Here is a 13,714-nt window from a genome sequence, read left to right on the forward strand (position 1 = left end):
ATTTATGTCGGAACAACGAATGCGAGGAAGAAAAATGAGCGATCTGGTAAAGCAGATAATAGCACATGCCGACCAACTCCCTCCTTTTCCGGACATAGTTCAGAAGGTTATGCCTCTTTTGCAGCGCATGGCCCCGGTAAGACAAATAGAGGAAGTCATTCAATACGATCCCGCCATAGCGGCCAGGGTTATTGCCATAAGCCGTTCACCCTATTATGCTCGACGTCATTCCGTGGGTTCATTGCGCGATGCCATTGTCGCTCTGGGACAGAAGCAACTCATACAGGTCGTTATGGCTGCCTGTGCGGCTCGATATTACCAGGGACGAATGGAGGGCTACGACCTCAGAGAGGGAGAGTTGTGGGAGCATGCCGTCGGTGTTGCCATAATGACCACAATAGTTTCAGAGCGTCTAAACCGCAAGAATATCCTCACACTTTATACCGCAGGCCTGCTGCATGACATCGGCAAAACGGTGCTGCACTTTTACGTAAAAGACGACTTTGAGAAGATCATATCTCTGGTAAAGAACAAAAGCTTACATTTTTTGGATGCCGAAAGGGAGGTTCTCGGAATAGATCACCAGCAACTCGGCGGTATAATAGCCAAAAAGTGGAACTTTCCGGAGCCTGTAGTTGCCGCCATAAGATACCATCACGAGCCCCTGAAGGTCGCTCCAAAATATCAGGAAATAACCAAGATAGTCCATGTCGCAAACATTATGGTCGCGGCAATGGGCATCGGTTGCGGTGTCGACGGCATGATTCAGCCTCATCGCGACCAGGTTTTCCAGGAGCTCAAAATAACAACCCGTATGTCCGAAGAGATGCTTGCGGAGTTCGGAGATCAGTTCAGAGCGTTGAGAGAGTTTCTTTCAGCCTAGGCAGGGCAGGCATTGATGGGAACCCTGGTGCTCAGCAGAAAAGTCGGGCAATCCATACTTATCGGTGAAGATATTGAAATAGTCGTCACGGAAATCGGTTCGGGCCGCGTAAAGCTTGCAATTCGTAGCCCCAGGTCGATTCCCATCTACCGGCAGGAGCTTTACGAGAAGATAAAGGAAGAAAACAGGAGGGCCGCCCTTGTCGACAATGCGGACCTTTTGCGACTTGCCCCGCTTATCGGGAAAGGAAGTGTAAAAGATCAGGAACCATCGAACACAACGGAGACGAAAAAATGAAGATCGAAACAACGAGATTCGGAATCATTGAGGTTGCCGATGACAGAGTGATAACTTTTCCATGGGGCATCCCGGGTTTCGAAAACGTTAAAAGATACGTTTTAATCGACCACAAGGATACTCCGTTTCGATGGCTTCAGGCAGTAGACGAGCCCTCTCTTGCCTTCGTGGTCTGCCCGCCGGAAATTATCGGAATTCAATACAACATCCCGGCCGAAAAGCTGGAACCTTTAGAAGCTGAAAATCAGGAAGATGCCGTAGTAATGACTCTGATTTCTTTTGACAGAGAAAAAAATATCATCAGATTTCACATAAGAAGCCCGTTGATTTTCTCTTTGAGCAACAGGAAAGCTTACCAGTGGACGATGGATGCCGGGGAAGTGAAAAAATACGTCAATCTTCCCGAAGGTATGGAATGGCAAGATATTCACGTAGAATGAACCATTTACCTTAAGAGTAATTAAAAACTTCGCTAACCAGTTCAAGAGCCTCCATATAGCCAAGGCCCTCGGGAGGGAAGTGTTTGCACTTTCCCGCAAAATATTTCAAAAAAACCGGTAGTGCATACTGAGGAATTTCTCCGTTTCTGAGGGCTTCAATAATGTAGTGCACCATCTTCTTTTCGTCATCGGATATTTCGTCTTTTATGGCTTTGAATATATGGGTAACCACTCTAACAGATCTGGTTCGTGTAACCTTCCGTTCCAGCGCTTCCTGCAGGACCCGTCCGTATTCGGCGGTTGCTTCTGACGGGTCACTCTCCAATATTTCTTCCAGCCTGCTCATAGCAACACGGCTGAAAGAGCCCACAACAAGCCTGTAACTATTGTGAAAGTTCTTTACAGAATCAAGAGAACCGTTCTGGACCAATAGATTGCACCACTTCTCGAAAATAAAAGCCTTTAAAATAAAGTTTTCCAACCTTTCGGGTCTCACAATACTTACGTCGTCCTCAGCAGGCAAAGATGGAAGTTGTTCCTTTAACAGGCGGACAAATAGACCCGGACCTTTCCTCTTACGACCCTTATCATAAAAAACCGTAGCGTCTCTTACGGCACAGGAAGGTGAACCCGATTTGAAGATTGCCCCATGAAGCCCATCACGGGAAAGTTCTTCAATCCTTTTAAGCGCCCATTCTTTGAAGGGCCTGACCAGATCCCGGTTGGTATTCAGGCTAACAATACGAAATTCGGCTCCGTCAAAGCGAAGAGATAGGGGCTCTCTGGGAATACCCATTCCACATTCGGCCTCGGGGCATAGGGGGACCAGGTGAAAATGTCTGCCGATGGTGTCACGGACAAAAAGATTAAGTGCGTGCCGTCCGTCGTATCTTACTCTATGACCCAGAAGGCACGCACTAACAAGGATTCTGATCATCAGGCATCTGAGTTCATGTGGTAAGCTTTTTCGCTTCTTCTATAGTTGATTCAACGAGGTTCTTTATCTCTTCAAGCCTTTCCGGTGTATCCGCTTCATACCTTAAAACAAGAACAGGCTGGGTGTTTGAAGCCCGCACCAGCCCCCATCCGTCGGGAAAGACAATTCGAGCCCCATCAACGTCGATTACTTCGTAACCCCTGGAGAGAAAAATCTCCTTGGCCCTGTCAACGACCCGAAACTTAACCTCGTCAGGGCAGTCAACTCTTATTTCCGGCGTAGTGTAAGTCTTCGGTACCCCTTCAAGAAGCTCCGGTATGGTTTTGCCCGTCTTTGAGAGAATTTCAAGAAGGCGGCAGGAAGCGTAAATACCGTCGTCAAAGCCGAAATATCGGTCTTTAAAGAACATGTGACCGCTCATTTCCCCGGCCAGTTCTGCATTCACCTCCTTCATCTTTGCCTTTATCAGTGAGTGTCCCGTGCGCCACATGATGGCGCGGCCACCCCTTTTTTCAATGTCTTCATAAAGGGTCTTAGAGCATTTGACCTCCGAAATAAAAGTTGCTCCCGGCTTCCGGGCAAGAATCTCCCGGGCAAAGATGATCATCAACTTGTCGCCGTAAACCACATCCCCATTGTGGTCCACTACCCCCACTCTGTCGCAATCTCCATCATAGGCGATTCCGACGTCCAGTTTCTCTCTGCGAACCAGGTCTATGAGGTCCCGGAGGTTTTCCAAAACCGTCGGGTCGGGCTCGTGATTGGGAAAGGTTCCGTCCATTTCACAATAAAGAGGATAAACCTCACAGCCCAGTTTTCTCATGAGCGGAAGCGCCACAGGGCCTCCTGTGGCATTTCCTGCATCAAGCCCCACCCTGAGAGGCCTTTCAATTTCAATATTGTTAACAATAAAATCAATGTAAGGGGTTACGGCATCGAAAGACGAAACACTTCCTTTACCGGAAGCGAAATTTCCACCTTCCATTATAACCCTTAACTTCTGTATCTCCGGGCCGGATATGGTATCGTAACCGTTACAGACCTTGAAACCGTTGTATTCAGGTGGGTTGTGACTTGCCGTAATCATTATCCCGCCTTCTCGATTAAGATGACGGATTGCAAAATAAAAGACCGGTGTGGGACACACCCCTATGTCCACCACATCCATACCGGTTGCAGTAAGCCCTTCCAGAAGCCGGTCACGAAAACGATCGGAACTGAGCCTGCAGTCTCTTCCTACAACTATCAGCTTCTTACCCTGTTCAGCCATATAGGTCCCGTAGGCTTTGCCAAGGATCACGACATCGTCTTCGGTAATTTCTTTTCCCACTATGCCCCGTATGTCATATTCCCTGAAGGCTTTAGGATCCATCAGATCGCCTCCTGCTAGTGATGCGACTCATCCTTTTTCAGCCGCTTTATGGTGGCTATCAACGCCCACAGCAACCCTATGGCCAGGACACCGAGTACCGAATAGAGAGCCGTAAAGAAAACAACATGGCTGGGATCGTACCAGGGAATATCCCAGGGAAGCATACTCGCCACACTTCGTTTCAATTCTACGGCAAAGAACTGGCCGATCATTTCAAGCCTCCTCTACGCTGACATCAGTTCATGTAGCGATTTCTACAACGCAATCATCACCGACCATAAGACTCAAACATTCCTGATTCCTTACGGTGGGCTTAACCCTCACCCTTCGCCCCAGAACGGAATGTTCCAGCCTGGGTATGTCCTCAATAACACAGTTATCCATTATTACACAATGTTCCACCGTTGAGCGAACTATCCTTACGCCAGAACCTATGGCAGTAAAGGGGCCGACGTTGGCTTTAATGAGATGGGCACCCGAACCGATTATTGCAGGCCCTCGAATTGTTGACTGCTCTACCCTGGCCCCTTCTTCAATTACAACCCTTCCTGTAACCACACTATCCGGATCTACATATCCCCGTATGTCCGTCTTAAGCCACTCATCCATTACGGTATCGTTGGCCAGTAAAAGATCGTCCTTTTTCCCGGTATCGAGCCACCATGATTCTACCATGTGGCTCTGAACTTTATATCCATTCTTAATGAGCCATGATATTGCATCCGTTATTTCCAGCTCACCCCTACGGGACGGCGAGATATTTGAAATGGCTTCGAAAATTAGGGGTCTGAAGAGGTAAATCCCCACCAAAGCAAGATTTGAAGGAGGATGTTCTGGTTTTTCCACGAGGTCAACCACACGGCCTCCGTCGTCAACTACGGCCACACCGAAGGCCTTTGGGTTTGCAACGGGCTTCAAAAATATTGAAGCCGCCAGAGTCTCATCTTCGGCAAATTCCCGTACTTCTCGATCCACCCTGGAACCGATGAGATTGTCCCCAAGGTACATGAGGAAAGGGCCGTCCCTGAGAAAATCCTTCGCCACCAGAACGGCATGAGCCAGCCCGAGAGGCTTTTCCTGAACAAAGTATGTGATGTTAACCCCCCAGCGTTCGCCGGAACCAACCTTATCTCTGACCTCCTGCCCGGTTTCCGGGGCTATGATGATCCCTATATCTCGTATCCCCGCATGCACTATGTTCTCGATCACGTAAAAAAGTATAGGCTTATTGGCCACGGGCACGAGTTGCTTGGCACCTGTGTAAGTCAAGGGCCTCAAACGAGTCCCGGCTCCTCCGGACAAAATCAAGGCTTTCATACCCCAAGATCCTTTTAGCCTTTTTTTATAAGACCCAGCCTTCTTCTGTCGTATAACCCTTGAGTCACCCGATTACACCATTCCATGTTTTCAAGATACCATTTTACCGTCTTCCTGATTCCTGAATCAAAGGACTCTCTTGGCCTCCATCCCAGCTCGTTCTTTATCTTGGAAATATCCATGGCATAGCGCCTGTCGTGACCCGGGCGATCCTCCACAAAAGTAATAAGCTCCCTGTAAGAACTCAGGGAACGCCCGCTTTTTACAATGAATTCGTTTTCGGCAGGGGGCAGAATTTCCCCCAGAATATCACAGATGGTACCGACCACATCGATATTGGTCCGCTCGCTTTCACCTCCTATGTTGTAATGCTCACCAACTTTGCCCTCCTGCAGAACCACACACAGAGCTTCGCAATGGTCTCTAACGTACAGCCAGTCTCTGACATGAAGGCCGTCCCCGTAAACCGGAAGTTCCCGTCCCTCCACGGCATTCAGGATTATCAAAGGTATCAGCTTCTCGGGGTATTGATAAGGCCCATAGTTATTGGAGCAGTTCGTCAGCAGGGCAGGCAGGCCGTAAGTCTTCACATAAGCGCGTACGAAATGATCCGAAGCGGCTTTGGAAGCCGCATAAGGGCTGTTCGGGGCATAAGGCGTTGCCTCCGTAAAAAACCCTTCGTCCCCAAGAGAGCCGTACACTTCGTCTGTGGAAACATGCAGAAACCGGAAGTTTCGTTTTTCGTCGCCATCAAGTTCGTTCCAGTAAGCCCGGCAGGCTTCCAGGAGGAAAAAGGTACCCACCACATTTGTTTGAACAAAGGCAGCGGGCCCTTCAATGCTACGATCTACATGAGATTCAGCAGCGAAGTTGACAACCCTGCTTACTCTATACGTTTTAAGTAAGTACAAAACTAACTCGTAATTGCCTATATCACCCTGTACGAAGATATGCATTGGATCGTCAAGAAACGGTTCGATGGATTCCAGATGCCCGGCATAGGTAAGCTTATCCAGATTGACGAGCCTCACCTGAGGATAACACTCACGGACATAGTGAATAAAGTTAGAACCTATAAAACCGGCACCGCCGGTAACAAGCCATGTTTCCACCCTGTTAAACCTCCCGCTATTCCGAAAATACCTTCAAACAGTCCTCCAGCTCAGGCTTCCCGGTAAGCCTTCTAAGCTTTTCGCAGATAATCAGATCCGTGGGGAAAGCCATCGGTTCCGGGAGATCGCCGAGATCGAAAAAACCCACGTCTTTGGCATCCGTTCCGGCTCTGAGTTCACCGCCAACAGGGACTCCCCAGAACCATATCCCCACCGTAAGGTTCTCCGGGTCGTGGAAATTGGAGTGCACATCAAATACAGGCCCGAGCTCTACCTCGATACCCGTTTCCTCCAGAAGCTCCCTGCGGGCGGCGTCACGAATGTCTTCTCCCCATTCCACATGACCACAGGGAATACACCAGGAGTTTTCATAAGACCCTTTTCTTTTTACAAGAAGGATTTTTGAATCCTTCATTACTATAACAGCAACGCCCACGGTAGGGTTTCGATAAAAAACCCTGTCACACCCCGGACAGCACTGCCTGAGACGCCCCTCATCGCCGCAGTCTTCCAGTTCCCTGCCACATAAAGGGCAGAACTTCCACTCCATGGCTACCTTAAATGATCCATTCCTTCGCGTTTAAGAAAGTCTGTAATCTCTCTAACCTTCTGATGATCCTCCAGCCGGGCAACGAGCAGGGCATCGGGGGTATCAACAACCAGAACACCTTCCAGCCCGAGCAGGGCAATCCATCGGCCCGATCTGTTCATAACGAAGCAACGGCGGGAATGGAAAAAAGCCCCATCTCCGTCAACCACATTCCCCTCTTTCGAGGCCTCATCAACCGCACGCAATTCATACAGGCTGTACCAGGAGCCAACATCACTCCAGCCGCAATCCGAAGCCACCACATAAACGGGCCTGTCGGTTTTTTCCATGATGGCGTAATCAAAAGATATATTTTCTACATCTTCGTAAACACGACGAAGAACACGGTCAAACGACGGCTTACCGATGTGAGCTTTAAGCTCGAGAAGCCCCCGGTAGAAAGAGGGCATATATTTTTCGAATTCTTTCAACAAAACAGAAGGCTTCGCGATAAATATCCCGGCATTCCAGAAAAATCGTCCTGATTCAAGGTAGCGTTTTGCCGTTTCAATGTCCGGTTTTTCCACGAACATCTTTACCCGATAGAGACCCGGAACTCCCAGATCCCTTTCTTCCCGTTCTATGTAGCCGTAACCGGTTTCAGGTCTTGTAGGAAGAATTCCCAGCGTAACGATGCAGTCTTCCTCAGAGGCCACTTTCAGGGCTTTCAGTATATCCTGCCTGAATACATCGGGTTTCACTATGTAGTGGTCGGCAGGTAATATGACCACAGGTTCGTCCTGGTCATGAGAGCTTATAATCAGAGCTGCAAGACCGATACAGGGAGCAGTATTCCTGCCAAAAGGCTCTACTACGATGCTAACTCCTGTGGATGAAAAAATCTTTCTCGTTTCTTCCTCGTGATTTTGCCCTACAACGACGTAAATATCTTTATCGGAAGCGAGAGGCCTGATCCGTTCATAGGTCTGAAAGATCATGGGCCTGTCCCCTATAATATCCAGGAATTGCTTGGGCCGTTTCTCCCGGCTGAGAGGCCAGAACCTGGTACCGGAACCACCTGCCATTATCACAACATTCATCGCCTACCCCCGCTTTCATCACCGGATTCAAACAATCAGAACTTCAGCATTTAAAAAACACATCTTCGCCATGGAGATCTGGCCCATCGTATTCTGCAGAAAAATTCCATTCGTATTCGTCCCGTCCCCGGAATTTCCAGGTCTTTGAGTATCACAGTTCCGGGCAAGACCCTGGGCGGAACTTTCACGTCAACAGGAAAAACATCCACAATACTACCCGATCCGCCACAGAGGTCACAAAACCAGGAATGCCACATACCGCCACCGCACCACGGACATGCAGTAGCAAAGGGAACATCAACGGTAAAAAGCCCGCCGTAATAAGCCTCACGGGGCGTAAGGATAAGCTCTGCACGGATGACAGGATATCCAACGGGGGGACGAACCCCTGACCGGGTCGATCTGCCGCCAACGACCGTTGACCCCCTCATGATGTCATACCGACGTCGCCGCTCGGGATCGCTTAACACCTCGTAGGCCTCCCTTATCTCCAGAAACTTCTCGTGATTTCCCGTTTCGGCCACGTCGGGATGGTACATCTTGGCCGCCTTTCTATAGGCGTCGTGGATAGTTTCAGGAGACGCATCTTCTGGAACATTCAGGATCTTGTAGTAGTCTTTCATAATCCCGCTTTGAAACAGATACGGCATTTCATCAGTACGGTTCCGACAATATGAAATTTATCATATTACATTGTTTTCTCAACTACCGCAGCCCAGTAAGGATCAACAATCTTTTTGTGCTCCAGTTTAAGGGCCGCATAAATTGCAAAGTTTAACGGCGTTTCAACCCCAACCTCTTTACCCATTTTCACAACAAGCCCGTTCAGTGCTTCAATCTCTATCGGCCTTCTCCACTCAAGATCCCTCAGCATGGAAGGCCTGAACCTCGGGTCGTAGGATTCGGCAAGTTGCATTGATCTGTCGACAATGTCATCGGGTAAGGAAATATCTCTCTTTCTGGCAACCTCTTCGACCTCCCGCATTACTCCTACCAGCAGTTTTCTGGTCTCAGGGCAGGCCAGAACCTGGCCTATGGAAGACCTCGATATGGTCCCAACACCGTGAACTCCGCATATAAAAAGGAATTTTTCCCAAAGAACCTGCTGGATCCTGTCGGTCAACCGAACATCTATCTGAGCGTCCTGAAAGGTCTTTTCGATCGTCCTGGCCCTTTCGGTAATGGATCCGTCGAGTTCACCGAAAACAATCCGGCCCGGAGGACCTTTATGTACTATTACCCCCGGAGAAGTCACAGTAGATTCGATGTAGGCCGTGCCGGCCATTAGCTGCCGGATATCGTACAGCCGTGCCAGTTTATCGACGTTGTCTATTCCGTTCTGGAGGGTGAGGATCGTTGTCTCGGATTCGACCATAGGCTCTATCAGCCTTGCGGCCCCTTCGGTATCATAGGACTTGACACAGAACAGCAGGAGATCAACCGGACCGATCTCGTGGGGCTCTGATGTGGCGTGCACATTTACCCTGTAGGTTTGTTCGTTCGAGATGAGGCGTAGGCCTTCGTCTTCAATTGCCTGAAGATGCTTGCCTCTTGCTACAAAATGGATGTCATGCCCGGCCATGGCAAGAAAAACACCGAAATAGCCACCCACACCTCCTGTGCCCATTACCCCGATCTTCATCTCCGTCTCCCTTCTCCAAGTGGGCATTAAAGCCCAATATGCTTCGACATTTAGTTCAGAAACCCGGCAAAACCTTATGTTACTTCTTTTACGAAAATCGTTTAAGGATGCAACGAAAAATTTGATTCTCCCGGTATGTTAAAGCATACTGTGAAACATGAAGATTGGGCCGACCGGCAGTGCCTTGTTAATGTTTATCGGGGAGGGTACCGCGATGGAAAAAAGTCTTCAGCCCGGATTAAAGGGTACGGCAGAAGCCGAGGTTGTAGCACCTTTGACGGCCATTTCGATGAAAAGCGGCGATGTAGAAGTGTACGCAACCCCTGCTATGATAGCTCTTATGGAAGAGGCGGCCGTTGCCTGTGTTCGAGATCATCTCCCGGAAGGACAGACCTCTGTGGGCACTTACATAGAAGTCCACCACAGGGCGGCAACTCCACCCGGGATGAAGGTAAAGGCCGAAGCCATCCTGGAAGCCGTTGACGGTCGAAAGCTGACCTTCAAAGTGACGGCTCACGATGAATTAGATCTCATAGGCGAGGGCCGCCATGAAAGGGTAATAGTTCCCAGAGACAAATTCATGGAAAAGGTCAAAACAAAAGGACAGAAAGATCGCTAAACCCGGCGGAGGGCGGGCTTTTAAGCCCGCCCTGCCGGAATCAAATCACAGAACACCCTGTTCTGCCAGATTTTTCAGGGTTGATTTACCGATACCCAGATATTTCTGGTAGATATATTCGTTGTCGGCGCCGACGGGTCGGCAAATCCACTTGATCCTGCCCGGGGTAAGTGTCATGGCCTTAAAAGATGAGTTCTGGACAAGAAGCCTTCCGTAGTGAGGATCATCGATAATTACAAAGGTCATGCGATCTTTCCAGTGATCTCGTTCCAGAACGTCTCTCGGGGTTTCAAGCCTCCCCGTAACAACCGTCCCCTTCTTGTCGGGTTTTCTGCTGTAAGCGGTTATCATTTCGAGCAGTTCGTCGGAAGTGTAGTTTTCCGTAAACTTTTCTATTTCATGTTGTATTACGGGCTGGTTTTCGGGTGTGAGCCGTTCTTTTATGGTTGGAAATCTTTGTTGCAGATCCGGCCGATCCATTATCTCACAAAGTGCCGCCCAGTTGGGATCCGTAAAGCCTGAAATGAATGTGTACCCGTCCTTGCATTTCACATACGTGTAAGGGAATACTGCATAATCGTAATTTCCGGCCCTGGGCATCTCGTTCCCGGACATGTGATAGTACTGGATCAGGTAATTGGATATCGAAAGAAGCCCTTCCGGAGGAGAGCAATCTATGAACTGGCCTTTACCGGTTTTCCTTTTATAGAACATAGCCAGTCCTATTCCGTAGGCCGCCCAGGCTCCACCAACATACCATCCCATCCAGTTTCCGTGTTTCAGGGGGCGTTTATATTCCTGAGGAACCTCGGGATCCAGTTCGGGTTCCCCGGTTACGGACATTATCACGCCCCGGGCCTGCGCAATGATGTCGTAGTCGGGCTGGTTACCGTAGAGCTCCGCATCCTCACCAAAGTGTCCGTAACTGTGAATGGCACAGTAGATCAGGCCCGGATTTTCGCTTTTCAAATTTTCATAACCCAGGCCCATAGATGCGAGATAACCGGGTTTAAAGGTCTCGATCAAAACATCGGCCTTTCGCACGAGCTTTTTAAAGAGCCCTCTTCCTTCTTCAGTCTGCAAATTGCAGGTAACGTGGAATTTATTCCTGCCGCCTTCCACCAGATAAGGAAGGCCGGTATCCTTTATCATCATCCCGTAAGGAGACATCTTTCTTGCTATGTCTCCACCGGGAGGCTCAACCCTGATAACCTCAGCACCCATCTCGGCAAGCAGTGATGAGGCAAAAAGCCCTGCAAAGTTCCCATAACTGGCATCAATGACCAGCATATCGTCTAATGCTTCGGGCTTCCTGAATATATCGGCCGGATTGGTATTCTCATAGACCCACCTGGCATACTCCGGATGAACACCCAGCCCTACAATGCGTTTCTCCAGATCTGATTCCTGATCCAGGTCTTCACCTTCGAACTGTACATTCAACTGATCCTTTTTTATATCGGTCATGTTCATCCTCCGATTTGTCCTGTTTTAGTTTGGATATCATCAGGCCAGTTTAAGACCGCTTACTCCGTCCCAGTCTGGGGGGGGACAATGGGACGGAATATCGGGATTCCATCGGAAAATAACGCCTTCCTTTTCAAGTTCTTTTATTTTCTCGTCAGGAAGGCCGAGTATCTTTTTCAGAACGTAGGCATTGTCAAACCCCAGCGGACGGCAACACCATTTAAGTCTGCTCGGTGTTTCGCTCATGCGAGGCGGGTAGCACTGCTCTACCATATGACCGTAAAGAGCATCGTCAAATTCCTGTATAGCCTGCCTTTCTCTGAAATGCCTGCTGTGGTATGCATCCTTTGCCGTAAGTACCCGGGATGCGGCAAATCCGTATTTTTGTCCCAATTCTTCGACCTCCCGGACTTCTTTCGTTCGGGTCCATTCGTCGATGGCCTTGATTATCACCCCTGCATTCTCTTCCTGCAATCGGAGGACCGGATCCGAGTACTTTTCGAAAAGATCCATTCGATCCATTGCCCTGCAAAGCCCTCTGAATTCCTCTTCGCCGAAGGCAGCGAGGGCTACCCAGCCGTCCTTACAATCGAAAAGGTCGGACGGGCAGATAGCCAGATCCCGATTACCCGAACGAGGTCTGTCTTTCCCGGTGATGTAGGTGTAAAGCCAGGTCCAGTCCATCAGCCTTATAACGTTTTCGACCTGCATGTAGTCGATGAATTGACCCTTTCCGGTTCTTTCACGATAATTCAAAGCCATGACTATTGCCACGGCGCACATAAGTGCCGTTGTCCAGTCGGCAATCCAGACTCCTGACTTTATGGGACCACGGTCGGCAAATCCCGTTATCCAGGAGAGCCCTCCCATGCTTTGTGCGACCGCATCGTAAGAGGTTCTTCCTGTCCAGGGACCCCAGCTCCCGTATCCTGAAACATGAAGCTGGATGATACCGGGATTTATAGCGCTCAAATCTTTATAGCTCAGCCCCCAGGCTGCCATCCTTCCGGGGGTAAGGTTATCCACCACCACATCGGCCTTTTTGACCATTTCCAGAAAAAGCTCTTTGGCCTTCGGATTTCCCAGATGCATCCCCACCCAGTACTTATTGTGATTCTCGATTTCCATACCCGGGGACATGTTCTTCCAGAAATCGGCATAAGGCGTTACAAAGCGCATCTGATCGCCACGCTGCCCCTCGAACTTGATGACCTCAGCCCCGAACTCCGCCAGATAGTCGCAACAGGCAGGACCCAACACCACATAACAGACTTCCAGAACGCGTATCCCTTTTAAGGGCTCGTCTTTTTCGAAAAGCTTCACTCCGTTGAAAAGCTGGTTCACAGTCTGCGAATACTCCTTTAAGTGGTCCATACAACCCTCCGTTAAGATACACTAATCAGGTTAAACTTACTTAATATTAAAAAACACAAGGAAGCTAACATTCGCCGAAAAATTAAATCACCGTCTATCGTGGGATGCATTAAGAAATCCCGCTCTGTTCAGGTTGGAGAGTTCTTGCGCCCCGGATGAACCTTAGCAGCCAGAGAAAGTCAGGATCGAGCTTCCTGCTGGTAGAACAGGCTTACAAATAACGAATACCTCATAGCAGATACGCAATCCTCCGGTCAAGATCTTTTTGGTAGAATGAAAAATTTTTATTCCGTAGTTAAATTCAAAGTTTTGCCGGGTTTTACCCTTAAAGGCTCCCAGTCCGGAGCATGGGTTTCTTCCCCCAGGTCGTACATTGTGTGCCATAATCTCTATTATCGATTTTTATCAGGATATTCGGTAACGTAAAAGGGTTGATCACCTTCTTTACCCACTATGAACATCATTCCCCCGCACTTTGTACAAAAGATGTTCGATACTACAGGATAGTCAAAGTCGGGATGGGTCTCGATTGTAAGATCCGTAACGGGAATGTAATGAGAAATGCCGCAGTCAAGGCACATGCACTCCATCCGCTCGGACATATGGGACCACCTCCCGCATGTAC

The 13,714-nt window shown here is 49.1% G+C and carries 16 protein-coding genes; 4 read left to right on the plus strand and 12 right to left on the minus strand.

Annotation, left to right across the window (positions count from 1 at the left end; translation table 11 throughout):
- Window positions 1–34 precede the first annotated feature (34 nt).
- From BM091_RS12835 to fliW, 3 genes are read left to right on the plus strand one after another with little or no spacing between them, the layout of a single operon-like run.
- The gene (locus BM091_RS12835; RefSeq protein WP_177193657.1) at window positions 35–883 is read left to right on the plus strand and encodes an HDOD domain-containing protein; all 849 of its coding nucleotides are present in this window, start codon (window positions 35–37) and stop codon (window positions 881–883) included.
- Window positions 884–898: 15 nt separating this feature from the next.
- Complete coding sequence (csrA, locus tag BM091_RS12840) at window positions 899–1,180, plus strand: carbon storage regulator CsrA (protein ID WP_093396337.1); 282 nt, start codon at window positions 899–901, stop codon at window positions 1,178–1,180.
- Window positions 1,177–1,620, plus strand: coding sequence for a flagellar assembly protein FliW (gene fliW, locus BM091_RS12845; protein ID WP_093396338.1), 444 nt, complete (start codon window positions 1,177–1,179; stop codon window positions 1,618–1,620). Before csrA ends, fliW begins: the two co-directional genes overlap by 4 nt.
- A 10-nt stretch (window positions 1,621–1,630) precedes the next feature.
- Here fliW and BM091_RS12850 read toward each other — a convergent pair whose 3' ends face one another.
- Genes BM091_RS12850 through BM091_RS12890 form a run of 9 tightly spaced genes read right to left on the minus strand, consistent with a single transcriptional unit; the run spans window position 1,631 to window position 9,629 of the window.
- Complete coding sequence (locus tag BM091_RS12850) at window positions 1,631–2,557, minus strand: DUF523 and DUF1722 domain-containing protein (RefSeq protein WP_093396340.1); 927 nt, start codon at window positions 2,555–2,557, stop codon at window positions 1,631–1,633.
- 13 nt (window positions 2,558–2,570) lie between these two features.
- On the minus strand, window positions 2,571–3,929 hold the full coding sequence (locus BM091_RS12855; RefSeq protein ID WP_093396341.1) for a phosphomannomutase/phosphoglucomutase: 1,359 nt from the start codon (window positions 3,927–3,929) through the stop codon (window positions 2,571–2,573).
- A 14-nt stretch (window positions 3,930–3,943) separates the two neighbouring features.
- Entirely contained in the window at window positions 3,944–4,141 is a 198-nt protein-coding gene (locus BM091_RS12860; protein WP_093396343.1) for a hypothetical protein, read from the minus strand.
- Between the two features lie 28 nt (window positions 4,142–4,169).
- The gene (locus BM091_RS12865; protein ID WP_093396344.1) at window positions 4,170–5,246 is read right to left on the minus strand and encodes a glucose-1-phosphate thymidylyltransferase; all 1,077 of its coding nucleotides are present in this window, start codon (window positions 5,244–5,246) and stop codon (window positions 4,170–4,172) included.
- Between the two features lie 14 nt (window positions 5,247–5,260).
- On the minus strand, window positions 5,261–6,358 hold the full coding sequence (rfbB, locus tag BM091_RS12870; protein WP_093396346.1) for a dTDP-glucose 4,6-dehydratase: 1,098 nt from the start codon (window positions 6,356–6,358) through the stop codon (window positions 5,261–5,263).
- Window positions 6,359–6,374: 16 nt separating this feature from the next.
- A complete protein-coding gene (locus BM091_RS12875; RefSeq protein ID WP_093396347.1) occupies window positions 6,375–6,908 on the minus strand; it encodes a nucleotide triphosphate diphosphatase NUDT15 in 534 nt (177 codons plus the stop codon).
- Between the two features lie 2 nt (window positions 6,909–6,910).
- A complete protein-coding gene (locus tag BM091_RS12880) occupies window positions 6,911–7,987 on the minus strand; it encodes a mannose-1-phosphate guanylyltransferase (RefSeq protein ID WP_093396349.1) in 1,077 nt (358 codons plus the stop codon).
- A 50-nt stretch (window positions 7,988–8,037) separates the two neighbouring features.
- Window positions 8,038–8,637 (minus strand): DnaJ domain-containing protein, encoded by a 600-nt coding sequence (locus BM091_RS12885; protein ID WP_245735375.1) that lies wholly within the window; start codon window positions 8,635–8,637, stop codon window positions 8,038–8,040.
- 38 nt (window positions 8,638–8,675) lie between these two features.
- The gene (locus tag BM091_RS12890; protein ID WP_177193658.1) at window positions 8,676–9,629 is read right to left on the minus strand and encodes a ketopantoate reductase family protein; all 954 of its coding nucleotides are present in this window, start codon (window positions 9,627–9,629) and stop codon (window positions 8,676–8,678) included.
- A 214-nt stretch (window positions 9,630–9,843) separates the two neighbouring features.
- On the opposite strand from BM091_RS12890, the gene BM091_RS12895 reads away from it, so the two are divergent.
- A complete protein-coding gene (locus BM091_RS12895) occupies window positions 9,844–10,248 on the plus strand; it encodes a thioesterase family protein (RefSeq protein ID WP_093396353.1) in 405 nt (134 codons plus the stop codon).
- Window positions 10,249–10,293: 45 nt separating this feature from the next.
- Here the strand turns inward: BM091_RS12895 and BM091_RS12900 are convergent, their stop codons facing one another.
- The 3 genes from BM091_RS12900 to BM091_RS12910 form a co-directional block, all read right to left on the minus strand.
- Window positions 10,294–11,715, minus strand: a complete 1,422-nt coding sequence (locus BM091_RS12900; RefSeq protein ID WP_093396355.1) for a CoA transferase — start codon at window positions 11,713–11,715, stop codon at window positions 10,294–10,296.
- 39 nt (window positions 11,716–11,754) lie between these two features.
- Window positions 11,755–13,089 carry a CoA transferase gene (locus tag BM091_RS12905; protein WP_093396356.1) on the minus strand — a complete coding sequence of 445 codons (1,335 nt, stop codon included), beginning with the start codon at window positions 13,087–13,089 and terminating at the stop codon, window positions 11,755–11,757.
- A gap of 392 nt (window positions 13,090–13,481) precedes the next feature.
- The gene (locus BM091_RS12910) at window positions 13,482–13,691 is read right to left on the minus strand and encodes a hypothetical protein (protein ID WP_093396358.1); all 210 of its coding nucleotides are present in this window, start codon (window positions 13,689–13,691) and stop codon (window positions 13,482–13,484) included.
- Between the last annotated feature and the right edge of the window lie 23 nt (window positions 13,692–13,714).

It is taken from the genome of Thermodesulforhabdus norvegica (assembly GCF_900114975.1).
Classification (GTDB): Bacteria; Desulfobacterota; Syntrophobacteria; order Syntrophobacterales; family Thermodesulforhabdaceae; genus Thermodesulforhabdus; species Thermodesulforhabdus norvegica.

Bases quoted from the DNA above. Each gene is read 5' to 3' on its own strand.
- BM091_RS12885 (WP_245735375.1), bottom strand. From the start codon at position 8,637: ATGCCGTATCTGTTTCAAAGCGGGATTATGAAAGACTACTACAAGATC.
- BM091_RS12850 (WP_093396340.1), bottom strand. From the start codon at position 2,557: ATGATCAGAATCCTTGTTAGTGCGTGCCTTCTGGGTCATAGAGTAAGA.
- BM091_RS12895 (WP_093396353.1), top strand. From the start codon at position 9,844: ATGGAAAAAAGTCTTCAGCCCGGATTAAAGGGTACGGCAGAAGCCGAG.
- BM091_RS12860 (WP_093396343.1), bottom strand. From the start codon at position 4,141: ATGATCGGCCAGTTCTTTGCCGTAGAATTGAAACGAAGTGTGGCGAGT.
- BM091_RS12880 (WP_093396349.1), bottom strand. From the start codon at position 7,987: ATGAATGTTGTGATAATGGCAGGTGGTTCCGGTACCAGGTTCTGGCCT.
- BM091_RS12865 (WP_093396344.1), bottom strand. From the start codon at position 5,246: ATGAAAGCCTTGATTTTGTCCGGAGGAGCCGGGACTCGTTTGAGGCCC.
- BM091_RS12900 (WP_093396355.1), bottom strand. From the start codon at position 11,715: ATGACCGATATAAAAAAGGATCAGTTGAATGTACAGTTCGAAGGTGAA.
- BM091_RS12875 (WP_093396347.1), bottom strand. From the start codon at position 6,908: ATGGAGTGGAAGTTCTGCCCTTTATGTGGCAGGGAACTGGAAGACTGC.
- BM091_RS12890 (WP_177193658.1), bottom strand. From the start codon at position 9,629: ATGAAGATCGGGGTAATGGGCACAGGAGGTGTGGGTGGCTATTTCGGT.
- BM091_RS12835 (WP_177193657.1), top strand. From the start codon at position 35: ATGAGCGATCTGGTAAAGCAGATAATAGCACATGCCGACCAACTCCCT.
- BM091_RS12905 (WP_093396356.1), bottom strand. From the start codon at position 13,089: ATGGACCACTTAAAGGAGTATTCGCAGACTGTGAACCAGCTTTTCAAC.
- csrA (WP_093396337.1), top strand. From the start codon at position 899: ATGGGAACCCTGGTGCTCAGCAGAAAAGTCGGGCAATCCATACTTATC.
- fliW (WP_093396338.1), top strand. From the start codon at position 1,177: ATGAAGATCGAAACAACGAGATTCGGAATCATTGAGGTTGCCGATGAC.
- BM091_RS12910 (WP_093396358.1), bottom strand. From the start codon at position 13,691: ATGTCCGAGCGGATGGAGTGCATGTGCCTTGACTGCGGCATTTCTCAT.
- BM091_RS12855 (WP_093396341.1), bottom strand. From the start codon at position 3,929: ATGGATCCTAAAGCCTTCAGGGAATATGACATACGGGGCATAGTGGGA.